The organism is Winogradskyella sp. (assembly GCF_965228925.1).
GTDB lineage: Bacteria > Bacteroidota > Bacteroidia > Flavobacteriales > Flavobacteriaceae > Winogradskyella.
The window spans coordinates 2,690,688-2,707,187 of sequence record NZ_OZ245845.1; the positions used below are offsets into that span (position 1 = coordinate 2,690,688).

The window sequence follows — 16,500 nt, forward strand, 5'->3', positions numbered from 1 at the left end:
ATAAGTACTAATTCTTTATCTGATTTTATTGTAGTTCGTAGAAAACTAAAAGAAACGTTGGGTGTAAGTCATTGAATAGTAAAAAATTACATTATTTTAGAACGGTGTTGAATATATTGAATTTATTCATCATTTTTTGAACTTAAGCATTTAATTGACCAATGAAACTAAACCAATACGAATGGGATCCTGAAACAGACTTAATTGCTGAGGGAGCATTTGCCGAGGTATTCAAAGCTAAAGATACCAACAACGAAAATAGATTTGTAGCCTTAAAAATATATAAAGAAGGCATTTCAAAAGGGACATCTGGAAATAGTATGGGTAGCAAGTACACGCTTGAAAAAGAGTTTCGAAAAATCGATGGTCTGTCTCATACGAACATCATAAGTTTTTATGGGTTGGATTATATCACACATAAAGACAGTCTCGGCAGAGCATCAAATTACCCCGTAATTATTATGGAGTATGCCAGTGAAGGGACGCTCTTGCAGTTTTTGAAGCATAATGGATCTCCAGATATTGTTGAAGATTTAATGATACAAATAATCGAAGGTGTCGCTTATCTTCATAAAGAAGGAACCATCCATAGGGATCTAAAACCAGGCAATATATTGGTTTCGAGAAATAGAAGAGGTGAACCAGTTGCGAAAATTACCGATTTTGGAATAAGTAGAGATACGGTTAATACAGATAATATAGAACAGTCAGTCACTGAAGGTGTTGGTACGCCACACTATATGGCTCCAGAACAGTTTTACAAGAAAAAGTTTGGTGCTAATGGTGAAGTCAATGAACAAACAGATATTTGGGGTATTGGTGTAATAATATATGGAATGCTAACAGGAAATCTTCCGTTTTGTCATGGGATAAATGATTTTGAACTTGTTAGGGATGCCATAACCATGGAAGAGCCTAATCTCGATCCGATTCCCGATCGCTATAAAGAGCTTATTAAATGTTGTTTACAAAAAAAGGCTGAAAATAGACCAAAGAAAGCTGCAAGTCTACTACAAAAAATTGGAGCTACATCTACGTTCGAAGCAGAGAAAACTATTGACATTCGAGAGCTTAAAACTAGTTATGGAGAAAAGACTATAGATATACGCACGAAGGGTCAAACGAAGAAATCTGAAAATAAAAGGAAGATAATTATCCCAGTCATAATATCAGCTTTAGTGCTTTTACTTGTCGTAGTTGGGTTCTACTTTTATAAAAGTAATGAAGTTCCATCAGAGTTAGCAGTTATTCAATTTAATAAAAAGTTTGGCTACTTAGACAGGGATGGTAACAGAACTATTACAGCAAAATATAACGCAGCATGGGCCTTTTCTGATGGTTTGGGATTGGTGAAATCCGGAAGTAAATGGGGTTTTATAGATGCTAGTGGAGAAGAAATTATACCAATGAAGTATGATAACGCATTGCCATTTAGCGAAGGACTTGCGCCCGTAAAGATTAGCGATAAGTGGGGTTTTATAAATAAAAATGGAGACGTTAAGATTGAATCACAATATGATAATGCTAAAACATTTTCTCAAGGTCTAGCACCAGTAAATAAGGCGGGTAAATGGAGCTATATAAACACCAATAACGAAACCCTCATTCCAGGACCTTACGATGCAGCATATTCATTTTCTGAAGGATTAGCGGCCGTAAGAAAAAATAATAAGGAAGGATTTATAGATAAAAATGGACAGTTGCTAATTCCATTTCAGTATGATGTTGCTTTGTCCTTTTCAGATGGTTTAGCAGCGGTTAATATTAAAGGTAAGTGGGGTTTTATTAATAAAAAAGGTAACGTGGTGATTAAACCAAGTTTTGATAATACTTGGGGATACTCTCAAGGACTTGAGCCTGTTTTATTAGATGGAAAATGGGGTTTCATTGACAAGAAGGGTGATTTTGTAATTTCAAATAAGTATGAAGGTGCATCCGGATTTTCAAATGGACTTTCGGTAGTTCGTTTAAATGGAAAGGAAGGCTTCATTAATAAAGATAATGAGATCGTAATTCCTTTAACTTATGATTATGCAGATACCTTCTCTAAAACCGATGAATAATAATATTATGGAAATTTCTAACAATTATATGTACGCACCAGTTTACCTAAATGAAATAGGGCAACGCGAGAATAATGAAGATTCTATATATCCTAAAAACCCGTCATTACATGATAGACTGTTTATAGTATGTGATGGTGTTGGAGGTCGAAGCAAAGGAGAAATAGCTTCAGCATTGGTTTGTGAGAAATTTGCCGAATATATTAATCAATACGATAAAGATCATGTATCCAAAGCCTATTTTGAGTCGGGTTTGAAGTATGTAGAAGAAAAAATGGAAGACCATACAAAGGAGAATGTAGAAGCATTTAAAATGGCGACCACATTAACGCTACTGTATTTTTCTACAGATTATAAAGCGGCTTATTTAATATGGATAGGAGATAGCCGCATTTACCATATTAGGAATGGGGAAATCCTATTTTAAACAAAAGATCATTCAGAAGTTCAAAGTTTGATTGATATGGGTGAGATTACCCAGTTAGAAGCTGAGAATCACCCAAGACGAAATGTGATTACTAGGGCAGTTTCTGGAGCATCTCGTCCAGCAAGATTAGATTACAAAGAAATAAACGATGTGCTTCCAAATGATTTTTTCTTACTATGTACAGACGGCATTTTAGAAAATTTAAATCACCAGAAGATTAATATGTGGTTTGATAAAGATTCGAGCCCAGGAGACATAAAGAACAAAATAGAAACGCATGCTTATAAGAATACAAGAGATAATTACTCTATGTATCTTCTAAAAATTAGAAACAATAACTACTAAGATAATTTTAAATCCATTGAACATGAAAAAAGTAACATTTATAATTTTATTGATTGCATTCAAGGTTTTTGCACAAGATAAACCCACAATAGCCATGCTGTCATTTAAAGCTTCGAACCCTGAGGAAGATTATATCGAAGCCGAGCTGGCATTTCAAAAAGTGAAAACTTTGTTAGTACAAACTAATCGATTTACTATAGTAGATAGGGAGAGTTTAGGTATAATAGATATTGAACAAGGAATTCAAAGTGAGCTTACATCCATTAATGCTGAAGTAGTCCGTCAAGGGCGAATTTTAGGAGCAGAATACATCATCAATGGAAGGCTCGTAAGTGTTGAGTACAAGGTCATTGCTGGTGAATTATATCGTCCCATTTTTACCCTCATTTTAGAGGTGCTTGATGTTGAAACGTCCGAAGTTATAAACAGCGAGGAATTTAAAACTGGGATTTTAGATCCAAATCCTGGTGGGGTTACTAAATCTGAGGCCTTTTCAAGTGCTTTAAAAGCTAAAGAAAAGAAAATTCTTAAAAACTTCATCAATAAATTTTTACCCGAGAAAGTATCCATAGTCACTATTGAAGAAAATAAAGGTAAAACCGAGGCGCTAATTAATACGGGTAGTGACAGTGGTACCAAAAAGAATTATCGCTTCGTAGTTTATAAAGTATCAGAAATTGTAGTGGATGGTGATAAAATAAAAAGAGAGCAACAAATTAGTCAGTTAAAGGTGGTAGAAGTACAAGGGACTAAATTATCACTCGCCAGAGTCGTTAAGGGCGAAGATGAATTAAAAGAAGCCTTTAACAACGGCGATAAATTAATATGCAAATTAAAATAAGATGAAAACTATTAGCTACATACTTTTATTAATGAGCTTTCTGGTATTATCGAATTGTGGAAGCTCAAAGGAAGCAGAATTTACATCCGCAAGAGTAAAATATATATCAAACAACGATTATGAAACTTTAACGCTTAGTAGCGTTGATTCAGGATCAGACAAAGAAGAGGCCATATATAAAGCACAAAAACTCGCATTTCAAAATCTGTTCTTTAGAGGCGTACCTAACTCACCTTATAATAAACCATTGATTGGTCTTAATGAAAGCGAGTCCTATAAAAAGCATAAAGGGTATTTAAATGAGTTTTATAATGGCAGAATGCAAACATTTATTACCAATTCCACGGATTTTATCGATAAAAAAGGACCTGGTGTAACGGCAACCGTCAATCTCACTATAAACATGAGAGCCTTAAAGAAAGATCTTCAAAGTAATAACCTAACACAAAAATTTGGAATATGAAACAGCTAAGAACCATAATAACCATAACATTCATCACCTTATTTATACTAAAAACACATGGTGTATTTGCGCAATGCGATGAAGATTTAAATGTCATACAACCTAGTATCATGGTTTTACCTAGAACAAATGCAGGAGAAGATTTAAGAACCATTATAGATGAAAGACCAGAAATTCGTGTGGGTATTTCAAGAGTAACGACATATCTCAACGAAAATCATGATTATCAGACCTATGACTTTGAAACCAAGTTAAAAGCTTTGATTAGAGCAGGCGTTATTACGGATACCCAAACTAAGAGTGAGGTAAAAGATGCTTTGTTAAAAAATATACCAGCGGATATCGTTATGGAGCTCGATTTTATGCCCATAGAGCAGAGAGTCGGAGACCGAGTGAAAAATCAAGTAAGAATAGTGTTAGAGGCGAACGTTACTGCGACGGGTAAAAATATGGGAAGTATGATTTGTGAATCAAATGCAAGGTACACACCCGATTTAGGTGCACTAGCAAATAATGCGCTTAAATTTAAAACTGATAATGATGTACCATGTGCGGATGAGTTTTTGAATGATATGATGAACGACTGGGCCAAAATTTCCTCAGGCGGGCAATCCCTAACAATAGATTTTAGTATTGATAAGGATTCTGATAAAGACATGAATTATATCGTAGAATCTAAGAAAGACAGACTTAGATATGTCATTGAAGATTGGTTGGGAGAAAATGCGCTTAGAGACGGATATAAGATAGCAATGTCTACTGAAAATAAAGTCATAGTTGAAGACTTTCGATTTTCGAAGTGCGACCCTAATACTGGAAAAAGACAATCTACAACTGATATCGAACGCAAGCTAGATCGATTTTTTATTCGACTAGATGACCTGTCCGCCACCCTTACAAGTAGTACGGGGTCGATTTTTGTGAAAATTAAATAATACAACTATTATGAAAAATATATTAACCATATTATTAGTTCTTGGAATATCTGTAAAAGGGCTCTCTCAAGAAAACACTATAAACCTGTCCGTTATTTTAACCAATAGTGGCATGGAAGAGTTGAATACTGCTCAAAAGCAAAAGATAGAAAGAAAATTATATACTATGGTCACTAACCATGGTATAGCAGGCGATAGTTATTTTGTACTTTTTCCTAAATATGAAATCTACAATGAAACCTTAGTCGAAGGATTACAGAATCTCACGGTTTTAGACATAGAATTCAGTTTGTTCGTGAAGGAAATACAAACCGGTAGGATTTATGGTTCTCTAACACAAACTATTCAAGCCCAAGGACCATCAAAACGAAAAGCAATCGATAAGAGTATTTCTAAAATAAACACCTCTGGGGACGAGGTCGAAGCTTTCTTGTCTAAAACAAAAAAAGATATTATGAATTACTATGAGTCAAATTGCGTCCAAATCGATTCCGAAGCCAATGAACTCATAAAACAAGAGCGCTATAAGGAAGCCATAGCACTTTTATATGCTGTTCCTAAAAGCACTGGGAATAGTTGCTACACAAAAATTCAGGATAAACTAAATGAAGCTTATTTAGGTTATATGAATGCCACTTGCGAAGACAATATTATCAAAGCAAAAAATGCTATAAAAAACAACAAAAACAAAGATGCATTGGAAGTTTTGGAAGATATCGAACAGGAATCTACTTGCTATGAAGAAGCAAAACAATTAAGCCTTGAAATAGGTGGAGGTATAAGTAAAACCACATCTTCAGGGAAAAATGAGCAAATTGCAGCTGGTGGTGGTGTTACTGCGACATCTTCAACTGCAAAGGTTAAGACGGCTAAAGCAGAAACAATTGCTGAGAAACGCAGAGCAAAAAGAGTTAAAGCAGTTGCTGTCTCTCAGTACAGAAGTAGACATGAAAAGTTTATGATGGACAATAATTAGTAGTCATGGCAACACTAGAGTTGTACTTTAACTAGAGCAACTTAGTGCCTGTTTTATTTCGATTGTTGGTTGTTTAACAAGTAAAAAAGAGAAAAATGAAATATAGTATTATTAGCCTTTTCCTGATGCTGATAGCATTGGATGGTTTCGGACAAGAAATAGGTGATTTCAATCTCGAAGATATGATTAAAGAGTATAAAATGAGTTTAGATGATATTGGAGAATTTAATGGCTGTGGGCATGTTTTAGATGGGCCATTGTACATTATGAAGACACTAGAGAATAAGTCTTTAGATGCAGCAATTCAATTTAATAATTTTGATACTGATAAAGTTGGTGAAGAGGTTTATCAACAAATTATAGAAACGAATACAGTTTTAGATGATCATTGGGCAAAGGACGAAATTGCAAATGTGGTTAAAAAACTGACGGAGCAGTTGGACCCTGAACATAAGAAGGAGTTTAAACTAAAAATATTGGATTCTGAGGTTGTAAATGCCTATACAACTTACGGTGGCTATATTTACCTAACAAGTGGCTTAATAGACTTCGTAGACAGTTATGACGAGTTGGCATTTATAATAGCACATGAGATTGCCCATGATATTAATTTACATACACAAAGAAAAATTATCAAATTATTACTCACCTCAAATCTTTTAGATGAAATGAACCTTAATACCATTAGGGATGTAGTTGTAGGTTTAAATACTAAGTATACAGCCCCTTTTGATCAAATAGATGAATATGAGGCGGATAAACATGGCGCTATTTTGGCCCATAAGGCGGGTTACGATTCCAGTAAATTTGCAGATTTTTTTAAAAAGATGGAGAAATATGATGATAAGACAATTTTAAAAAAAGTATCATCTACCCACCCTTTTTCTGAGGATAGAATAAATTGTTTAGAGACCTATATTGCTGACTAGTTATGCAAGCAAAGATTATTTTATTTGAAGATAGAGAGATTCTTCTGAACCCGAACGAAGAATATACCATAGGTCGGATAGGCCATAACGCCATGATCGAAATTGATGATTCTTCTGCTTCTAGAAAACACGGTATTCTGATTTTTGACGGAACAAAAGTTCTTATTAAGGATACCAATAGCTTAAACGGAATTTCCGTTAATGGACAAAGAATAGATTCGGATGTTTTTATAGAAATCGATCCTAATGACTCTATTAAAATAGCCTCTAAAACTTTAAAAATTAAGGGTGGAGATGCTAGAATCTCTAATCAAAAGACACAAAAAGAAGACTCAAACCTTAAGGAAAAAATAAGGAACGGTAAAGTCCTTAATATAGGGAGGTTACCAAGCAATGATATTGTAATTGATGATCCTACCGTATCTAGATTGCATGCTAGAATAAGTTATGAAAACGATCAATATTTTATAGAGGATTTAGGGTCCAAAAACAAAACATATCTTAATGGCGATCCTATAAAGCATAAAACAAAGTTTGATGATAATGATATTATCACAATCTCCTTTTATTCCATCAATCTTTTAGAAGGGCTAAAAGATCTTAAAAAAGAGAAACATTCCATTTCCGCAATGGCTATTGAAAAAGTTTATCCCAATGGAAAAGTTGGACTACAACCTTTATCGGTAAATATTAATACATCGTCCTTTATTGCGCTTATGGGTCCATCAGGTTGTGGAAAGAGTACACTTTTGAAATGTCTTAATGGCGAAAACCCAGCAACAGCAGGTGAAGTGTTTATACATGGATTGTCACTCAATAAGAACTTTAATTTAATTAAAAAGAAAATAGGTTACGTTCCCCAAGATGACATTATCCATAGGGAGTTAACCGTTTATAAAACCTTGTATTATGCTGCGAAACTGAGGTTGCCAGATGATACCAGTGATGACGAAATAAATAGTAGGATATCTAAAGTTATAAAAAACCTCAATCTAGAACAAGACGAGAAAAAGGACATTCGCGACATTAAAGTTGGAGATCTTTCAGGTGGGCAACGCAAGCGAATATCAATAGCCGTAGAATTATTGACCGAACCTACAATTCTTTTTCTAGATGAACCCACTTCACCACTAGACCCAGAGACTATAGAAAGTTTTCTAAAAAGTTTGAAGTCCTTAACATCCGAAGGCACAACCATTATTATGGTTACGCACAAACCCGAAGATCTTAATTATGTTGACGAAGTCGTCTTTCTTGGGGTTCAGGGACATTTAACATACAAAGGAGCTGCAGAACGTTTAGTATCTAATTTTCACGTCGATAATATTGTAGAAGTTTACAGTAAAATGAGTGATCCAGAGGAAGTGGTTACGCATTACAAAAAGCCAATTGAAGGACTTTCCAAGGCGCCATCAGGTCCTATAGAACTTAAAAAAGACAAAGCTGATTCGTTCTTTGCCCAATTGTATTGGATGTGCGTAAGATATTTTAAAATCAAAATGAGCGATAAGCAAAACTTGATTTTATTATTGGCGCAACCTCTTATCATTGCAGGTCTTGTATGCTTAGTATTTAATCAATTTAGAATAGGTGTCTTATTTCTAATGACGATATCAGCGATTTGGTTTGGTGTAAGTAATGCCGCCAAAGAAATTGTGGGCGAAATAAACGTATACAAGAGAGAACGGATGTTTAATCTTAAGATTAATGCCTATATAATATCTAAGTGTATCGTACTATCCATAGTTGCTCTGGTACAAACCCTGGTTTTTGTTAGTATCATTTATTTGAATTTTAAGATGAATCCGGTTACTGAGTTTGAACATGTTTATCTAAAACCATATGTCTCAAGCCTATTATTTATGTTTTATATAGCATTTGCTGCAACATTAATAGGGCTGCTATTATCTGCATACTTTACGTCTACGGAAAAAGTAATGACTGTTGTACCAATTACCTTAATGCCTCAAATTATGCTGGCAGGAGTTATGACAAAAATTGATAATGTTCTAGTGGAAATACTGAGTTTTACGACACTCGGGAGATGGGGAACCGAGGGTTTTTCTAGAATCCAGGATAAAGCGTTTGAAGGAGTTGATAACGGAGGAAGCGTCTTGGTTTCTATGAATCCAGCATTAAGTAATGGTCAGATAAGCGATGGTTGTAACTGCACTTCGGTAAAGGCATTGACCAGCTTGGATTTATATAACGAAAAACTCATAGATGAAGGAAATTTAATCGGTTCTATGTTCAATAGTTTTTTGGCCAACTTGTTGGTGATAGCATGTCTGAGTCTAATCGTTTATGCTTTGATATACTATTCTCTAAAACGAAAAGATAGCCTCTAAGATTAATCATGAAAAACTTCATTATATATTTCGTCATCGTAATTTTATTGACGTCTTGTGGCAAAAAACCAACGTTTATTTCTGTCAAAGATCTCAAAGTTGAAAGTGTCAGGGATTCTATGATGTCTATAAAAATGAATTATGTGGTTTACAATCCAAATACCATAAAATCAAAATTAAAGGAATCGGAACTGAAGATTTATTATCAAAATACTGAAGTAGGTGAGGGCTTTTTAAATCAAGAGATTTTATTATCTCCGAAAGACACGATTCAAATCCCATTAAATTTTAAAGTCAATATAAAACGTCTTAGTGAATTTTACCCGAAGCTTCTGAGTCTTGATTCCTCTAGGTTCGACGTTGAGAGCAATAGTAAGATCGAGACCATACTAAAGACGTTTTCCATAAAAGGGAATGAGATCGTTTATTTAAAGGTAAATGATATTGTACAATCAGAAATTAGAAATAGAATTAAAAACGGTGGAAATTTTAAAATTAAAGGCATGACTATCGATAAGATACCGTCGTTGAATCAGTCTAATTTCAAGATTAATATTCAAGCAAATAACAATTTCCCTTTTGACTATGTGTTAAAGGAAATCGACCTTAATTTTTATAATTCTTCAACAGAGATTGCAAAATGGCAATTGGGAGAGCGTTTTAATTTAAAAGCTAATACATCCAATACAATTCCTGTTTCGATTGTTGTAAATAATCTAAACGTTTTAAAGAAAGCAAAGCCGTCTTGGTTTACAAAACAGGAAATAGAATTTGATATGTTAGGTAAAGCGGTTATTTTAGTGAATGGGTATAAATTTGAAGTACCCATACAGGACGCACTTAAATTCGACATAAAAACGCTAACCAAAATATTTGAATGAAGGATAAAGAAATCATTGAAAGACTAAAGACAGGAGATGAAAGTGGATTGAAATACCTATACCAATATCAGAATAAGATAACAGCATATGTAATTAAAAATAATGGTAATGAAGCCGATGCAAAAGATCTTTTTCAGGATGCGATTATCGTTTTTTACAAAAACGTAATGTCCGGAAATTATCAGCAAAAATCGAAGATAAGTACATATTTGTTTTCAATATGTCAAAGGCAATGGTTAAACCAGTTAAATAGAAGAAAAAGCAAAGTGCAAACAACGAGTGACTTTATAAAGTATGAAAAAGGCGAACAGACAGAGTCTAGGGACGAAAGTTCTAATGAAGGACTCTTGAGTTATATTGTTAAGGCCTTAAAGGAGCTAGGTGAACCTTGTAAATCTTTATTGGAGGCCTCAATTTATCTACAAATGAGTATGAAAGATATAGCTCAAAAGTATAATTATAAAAACGCACATTCTGTAAGACAGCAAAAACTAAGGTGTCTTAAACGTTTAAGAGGCGGTATGGATAATAGGATTATCCAACAGCTAAGCTAATTATGGACGAAACATCAAAACATATAGATCTAATAGATAAGTATCTTAACCAAACCCTTAGCCAAGAGGAATTGGAGATGTTTAATACACAATTATTAAGCGATCCAGATTTTGTGAAGGAGGTTGAGCTGTATAGGATAATTTATGCAGGCATTAAAAAGGAAGGTGAAGATGCATTAAAGGAAAGGCTGGGTAAATATGCCGAAGAATACAAAAATGAGGATCAACATGTTCCCCAAAAAGGAAAGGTAATTAAGCTGATCATGCGACTTAGCGTTGCTGCGACCATTGTATTGGGGGGGTATTTTATTTTCAATTATTATAATCAAGGTCCCAACGCCGTAATTGATGGCCCAAAAGTAGTAGAAACCGATACAGTCCAGGAAAAAAAGCCTAAAGACTCCATTTTTGAATCTAGTAAAGAAGTATTGGTAGAAGAGAATGACACCAAGAAAGAAATCATGCCCCAAAAACCAAAAAATAATGATACCTTTTTTAAAGATAATTCACAATTGTCTATAGGTGGTGTGGAAAAATTGAGCAAAGAACGAATTAGAAAAATCACCTATCCACAGCAGTTACAGTATACCTTTAACGGTAAAACCCTCTCTATATTTGGTGATCCACTTATAGCGGCTTTACAATTACAAGTACTTAAAAAACCGGATGGAGCTTATGTATTGAAATACAAGAATAAGTACTATGAAATTGAACAGAAAGCTTCGAGAAGCGATTTCATTGAAAGTAATAAAACCTACAGTGCAGGAATAAAATCAGACGAACAGATAAACATTAAAATAGAAAGTATCGTTGAGTCTTCGATACCTTATTCTAATATTGAAGTAGCCTTGAAGGTCGATAATTCTAATATATCATATGCATTTAATAAAGACATAAATGAATTAACCTTAACCGGAAATATAGATCAATCAAAAGCAACTTTGTTTTTATTGGATAAAGAAGGCAGCATCTATTATTTCCTAATGTTGGGTAATGCTTTATATGAATTAAATGCGAATCAAAACTCACCAACAAGCATTATGCAGTCAGACATATTAAAAAGCAAAAACACGAGGCTTTTTAGGGAAAGAGATGCTTTTATCAAGGATGTTTTCCTGATAAATTAAAAAAAATCAACAAAAAAAAGTGACGTTTCTGTTTTTTGGGTATAAACAATTGTAAGTAACAATTAAAACCAAAAAACATGTCACTCAAAATCAAAACTCCCTCCCCATTTAATGTAACCTACACCTATCCGCAAATAGCAAAACTTATTGGAATTCTGGTTCTGTTTCTATTGTCCTATTCTAATGTTCAGGCCCAAGAAGTATTTGAAGTAAAGTTTAAAGTGGGTTTCACCCAGTATAGAGGCGCACTAGTTGTTTATGATGGTGGCTATGGCAAAATGAGAGTCAGATATTATAGAGATGGCCGAACACGAATGGTTGAGCAATCAATGAAAGTTGAGAAAACTCTATACGGGATGAAACTAAACGGTCATAACCCTGTTTATCCTGGTACATCAACAGCACATCCGTCTTATAATGCAGATAATTTCTACATCTCAATTCATGAAAATGGTAATTACAGTATTATTAGCGTAGATGATGATGGGACAGCTGCTGCACAAACTACTATCCGATTAATAAAAGGAAAGTATACAACTGAAAACTTCCTGGATGATTTTAACTGGACACTTAATTCAAAGGCGTCCTACAGAAACATCTATTTTAAAAATGCTTGTGGATCCGATATCAAATTGGCACTTAGATATCGCTATAACGGCAAAGATTGGACCACAAAATCATGGTACCATATTGATGGTAATGAGAAGACATATCTGTCCTCTAATGGCATAAAGTTGTCTACTGAAAATAGTATCGTTTACGTATATGCATATACACCTTATAATACACATAAGTGGTCGGGTGATGACTCTCGATACATAGATGGTAAACTCTATAAAATGAGAAAATACGAGATGGAAATTGATGCCGATGGCGATTACTACATTGATCTAAATTGTAATAGCCAATAGTCATTTAAAATTTGGTATCAATATAACATTGAATCAAAAGTTCTAGCCTTCCTAAAACTAGAGGGAAAAGCAATCTTAAGCTATTAATTAATCCGAAACTGTATTACCGATGAAACTGACCAAAACACTTATTTTAATATTAACTTTTAGTTGTGCAATAGGATCTTACGCTCAGTACTATCCGCCGATTCCAGAGTACCAGGAACTAGATTCTTGGAATGGTTCATCTTGGGATCCGTTTATATCGATAGATTATACCTTTAATTCAAATTGCCTTCCCATTTTGGGCATTCAAGAAGCTTCATCAGGTCAATTATCCGCAAGGTTGACTTGGCAGTATAACGAAGATGATTTAGTATTAGAATTTTTGACTGAAACCTGGAATTCTATGGCTATGACCTGGGAAAATCTGCTTTTGGTCACTTCAAATTACAGCAACAATAATCAGAATGTTGAAGTATTAAGCTATGATTGGATAATCGACCAATGGGTGCCAAATGGAAGAACTCTATTGTCCCTCAATGCAGAAGGTGGTTTGATTGAGAATATCGGGCAGAATATAGGCGATGATAATAGCTCATATATTAACTCTAATAGAACTGTATACACCTATCAAAACGGTTTGCCCATTGAAGAAATTGAGTACGAATGGGATGTTGTAGCCGGAGTTTGGCTGAATTTAGGAAGGTCTACTCGCTTCTACAACGCAAATAATGATATCGAGGCCATTACATCAGAAACATGGAGCGTAAACCAATGGATTGAAAGTTCGGAACAGGTATATACTTATAATTCCGAAAACCAAGTGTTGCAATGGCAGATGAATGTCTGGGACTCAAACAGTTTTAGCTACATGCCAAATGGCAGATGGACTTATAGCAACTACTCTGGTGAATATCCACAGACCATTCTTTACCAGTCATGGATCGGGGGTGCTTGGATAAGCTTTAATAGAGAGGAAAGAGTATATCCAGATTGTCTTGAAACGTTATCTTCAAATGAGTTTGATTCGCAAGATTTAAGGGTTTATCCGAATCCATTTAAAGAAACGCTCAAATTAGATATTACACAGCAAATAGAACTTCAGTCTATAGTAATATATGATATAACAGGGAAAGAAGTATTTCACTCTTCTGAGAACCTAAGACAGTTAGATTTAAGGCATCTCGAAGCAGGTACTTACATTTTAAGTCTTCAAACAGAGAAAGAAAAGACAACGTTTAAAATTGTAAAACAATAAATAAATTAAAACTATGAAGAATTTTACCCTTATATGTTTAGCATTCGTATCAATTCAACTGTCAATCTATGCTCAGGTTTTGCCTACGGATACACCTGAAACTATTGATACGGAAATATGGAATGGATTTTCATGGGATTCAGCCTTTTTTACAACAATTACGTTTAATGCAAACTGCTTACCCACGGTTGCGCTTTTTGAGCAGTATGACGATTCATCCAATTCTTATAATAATCTAAGAAGAGATACACAGGTATATGATACCAATTCTAATCCTGTCACTAGTTTGGTAGAAGTATGGGATGTTGCCACTTCTGCTTGGATAAACGAAGAACAGACTATAACTACTATTACAAACAATGAGATAGTCTCAGAGTTAACGCAAATTTGGGATTTATCATCGTCAACTTGGATCAATGCATCTAGAGATGATTATACGCATAACTCTCAGAGTCAAGTCGCTGTCGTAACTACATTAGAATGGGATACTGATAATGATATGTTTGTTAATGTTCTTCGTAAAACATACACATATTTTCCAAATGGTTTAGTGGATACGATTTTAGATGAGGATTATGATACAAATACTTCAGGTTGGGTCAATTCTATTAGAGCTACTTATACCTATAATGGAAGCGATTTGGTTTCTGAGTTACTAAGCGAAAGCTGGTCAGGTACGGAGTGGGCACCATTAGCAATTAATAATTTCACATATGATTCAAATGATTCGATAACTGAACTTTTGCTAAGTAACTGGAACGCTACATCAATGTCCTATGAGGCTTCACAAAGAACATCTTATACCAATAATTTGTTGGGACAACCTACTGAAATCTTACTAGAGGTGAATATAAGTGGTGTTTGGTTTAATGCTAGTCGCAATTTTCAAACCTTTCCCAATTGTCAAACACTATCTATTGAAAAAGATGACAAAATAGAGTTTGAAATATTTCCAAACCCTTTTGCAAATACTATTAACCTGAAAGTTTCCGAGCCTATAGTTTTTCAATTGATGGAAGTTTTTGATCTAACAGGCAAAACCGTATTTAAAACATCAGCAAATTTAAGATCCTTGGATTTGGGGCATCTCGAAGCAGGCACCTACATTTTGGTTCTTCAAACGGCGACGGAGAAGACAACGTTTAAGATTGTAAAACAATAACTATTAGTTTTAGGTGTTACCAGCCATCTCGAAACCGGGATGGTTTTTTTGTTTAAAACATCTTATTTTTGAAAATAAAAACAAATCTCATGAAATATACGTTTAGCCTACTCTTGGTCCTGATAACAGTTGCAAGTGGTTTTAGTCAAAGTATTCTTGGTAAATGGAAAACCGTTGACGACGAAACCGGAAAAGAAAAATCTGTTGTTGAAATCTATGAGGACGATGGCAAGATTTACGGTAAGATTGTTGAGATATTGACGGAGAAGAAAAAAGCGGTTTGCAGTAAATGTAAGGGTAACAAAAAGAATCAACCTATTTTAGATATGGTTATTATTGAAGGATTAGAAAAAGACGATGATGTGTATGACGGAGGCACAATTCTCAATCCAGAAAACGGAAAAGAATACAAATGTAGATTGAAAATAGGTGAAGATAAGGATACGCTACAAGTTAGAGGTTATGTGGCGTTCTTCTATAAAACACAATATTGGGTTAGACTATAGCGGATTTAAATGATTGAAGGAGTTTTAGTCATATTATTTTTCATTGCCGTTGTAGTACTATTGGTTTATTTGTCCACGAAAATGAAAACTAAATCTGAGCGCGAAGAGGAAGAGAAAATGCGCGCAAGTCTCGAAGAGGCCTATATTTTCGACCCTGTTACAAATTCAAAAATTACCTTAGAACAAGCTGAATCTGGAGAATGGGAAGTGAATGAAGACGAATTTTGGGAAATGCCAGAGGAGGATATTAGAAAGTTTGCTTTCGAAGAACAAAAAATAGAAGAAAGAGCGCTCAATTTGTTACGATCAAGTAAACAATTTTTGAAAACAGAACCCTTATCAGATGATGAGATAGATGTCTTAGAATCGGGAAAAATACTCTCACAGTATGGGGATTGGAGTTACAATAATATTTTCAAATTCAACGAAGGATTTATCTTAACTCCATATGTTAAATATGAGTATAGGGTATTGATGTGGCTAAAAATTTTTGATATAAATGGGCATTATTACTTCAGGGAAAAGACAAAAGTCGAGGCATTTTTTGATAAAATTCGAATGGATGACGACATAGAAATTAACAACTATGAATGTTATACCTTTAAAAAGTCTTATAACGTATCTAAGGTTGGAATACTTATTCGGAAAATTGCTCAATTCTCTGGCCTAGAAATAGAAATTAAAGATGAGAATTTATTTATTATTTCTCAAAAGTTAGTAAATAAGGAAGACATTATTAAGTTTGAAAAATATTGTCAATACTATATAGAGACATAAAACCATTTTATTAAG

17 protein-coding genes are annotated in these 16,500 nt (G+C 34.2%); all 17 read left to right on the forward strand.

Translation table 11 applies throughout. The features are described from left to right. Positions 1-161 precede the first annotated feature (161 nt). The 17 genes from ACO052_RS11035 (at position 162) to ACO052_RS11115 (ending at position 16,485) form a co-directional block, all read left to right on the forward strand. On the forward strand, positions 162-2,063 hold the full coding sequence (locus tag ACO052_RS11035; RefSeq protein WP_422103806.1) for a WG repeat-containing protein: 1,902 nt from the start codon (positions 162-164) through the stop codon (positions 2,061-2,063). Next, positions 2,056-2,490, forward strand: coding sequence for a PP2C family protein-serine/threonine phosphatase (locus ACO052_RS11040; protein ID WP_422103808.1), 435 nt, complete (start codon positions 2,056-2,058; stop codon positions 2,488-2,490). The genes ACO052_RS11035 and ACO052_RS11040 overlap by 8 nt, the downstream gene beginning before the upstream one ends. Before the next feature lie 36 nt (positions 2,491-2,526). Next, complete coding sequence (locus ACO052_RS11045; protein WP_422103809.1) at positions 2,527-2,835, forward strand: PP2C family protein-serine/threonine phosphatase; 309 nt, start codon at positions 2,527-2,529, stop codon at positions 2,833-2,835. A gap of 22 nt (positions 2,836-2,857) precedes the next feature. After that, a complete protein-coding gene (locus tag ACO052_RS11050) occupies positions 2,858-3,676 on the forward strand; it encodes a CsgG/HfaB family protein (RefSeq protein WP_422103810.1) in 819 nt (272 codons plus the stop codon). Between the two features lies 1 nt (position 3,677). Beyond that, positions 3,678-4,139 carry a hypothetical protein gene (locus tag ACO052_RS11055; protein ID WP_422103811.1) on the forward strand — a complete coding sequence of 154 codons (462 nt, stop codon included), beginning with the start codon at positions 3,678-3,680 and terminating at the stop codon, positions 4,137-4,139. Continuing rightward, a complete protein-coding gene (locus ACO052_RS11060) occupies positions 4,136-5,074 on the forward strand; it encodes a DUF6175 family protein (RefSeq protein WP_422103812.1) in 939 nt (312 codons plus the stop codon). Before ACO052_RS11055 ends, ACO052_RS11060 begins: the two co-directional genes overlap by 4 nt. 10 nt (positions 5,075-5,084) lie before the next feature. Next, complete coding sequence (locus tag ACO052_RS11065) at positions 5,085-6,050, forward strand: hypothetical protein (RefSeq protein ID WP_422103814.1); 966 nt, start codon at positions 5,085-5,087, stop codon at positions 6,048-6,050. Between the two features lie 95 nt (positions 6,051-6,145). After that, positions 6,146-6,979: a M48 family metallopeptidase gene (locus tag ACO052_RS11070; RefSeq protein ID WP_422103815.1), complete on the forward strand. Its 834-nt coding sequence runs from the start codon at positions 6,146-6,148 to the stop codon at positions 6,977-6,979. Between the two features lie 2 nt (positions 6,980-6,981). After that, positions 6,982-9,327 (forward strand): FHA domain-containing protein, encoded by a 2,346-nt coding sequence (locus ACO052_RS11075; RefSeq protein ID WP_422103817.1) that lies wholly within the window; start codon positions 6,982-6,984, stop codon positions 9,325-9,327. A gap of 8 nt (positions 9,328-9,335) precedes the next feature. Then, positions 9,336-10,208 carry a hypothetical protein gene (locus ACO052_RS11080; protein ID WP_422103818.1) on the forward strand — a complete coding sequence of 291 codons (873 nt, stop codon included), beginning with the start codon at positions 9,336-9,338 and terminating at the stop codon, positions 10,206-10,208. Further along, the gene (locus tag ACO052_RS11085) at positions 10,205-10,762 is read left to right on the forward strand and encodes an RNA polymerase sigma factor (RefSeq protein ID WP_422103819.1); all 558 of its coding nucleotides are present in this window, start codon (positions 10,205-10,207) and stop codon (positions 10,760-10,762) included. Before ACO052_RS11080 ends, ACO052_RS11085 begins: the two co-directional genes overlap by 4 nt. Positions 10,763-10,764: 2 nt before the next feature. Beyond that, positions 10,765-11,889 (forward strand): hypothetical protein, encoded by a 1,125-nt coding sequence (locus ACO052_RS11090; RefSeq protein ID WP_422103820.1) that lies wholly within the window; start codon positions 10,765-10,767, stop codon positions 11,887-11,889. 77 nt (positions 11,890-11,966) lie between these two features. Further along, positions 11,967-12,800 (forward strand): hypothetical protein, encoded by an 834-nt coding sequence (locus ACO052_RS11095; RefSeq protein ID WP_422103821.1) that lies wholly within the window; start codon positions 11,967-11,969, stop codon positions 12,798-12,800. A gap of 109 nt (positions 12,801-12,909) precedes the next feature. Beyond that, the gene (locus ACO052_RS11100; protein ID WP_422103822.1) at positions 12,910-14,040 is read left to right on the forward strand and encodes a T9SS type A sorting domain-containing protein; all 1,131 of its coding nucleotides are present in this window, start codon (positions 12,910-12,912) and stop codon (positions 14,038-14,040) included. Positions 14,041-14,053: 13 nt separating this feature from the next. After that, a complete protein-coding gene (locus tag ACO052_RS11105) occupies positions 14,054-15,202 on the forward strand; it encodes a T9SS type A sorting domain-containing protein (RefSeq protein WP_422103823.1) in 1,149 nt (382 codons plus the stop codon). A gap of 89 nt (positions 15,203-15,291) precedes the next feature. Then, positions 15,292-15,708, forward strand: a complete 417-nt coding sequence (locus ACO052_RS11110; RefSeq protein WP_422103824.1) for a DUF2147 domain-containing protein — start codon at positions 15,292-15,294, stop codon at positions 15,706-15,708. A gap of 81 nt (positions 15,709-15,789) precedes the next feature. Beyond that, complete coding sequence (locus tag ACO052_RS11115; RefSeq protein ID WP_422103825.1) at positions 15,790-16,485, forward strand: hypothetical protein; 696 nt, start codon at positions 15,790-15,792, stop codon at positions 16,483-16,485. The last annotated feature ends 15 nt before the right edge of the window (positions 16,486-16,500 follow it).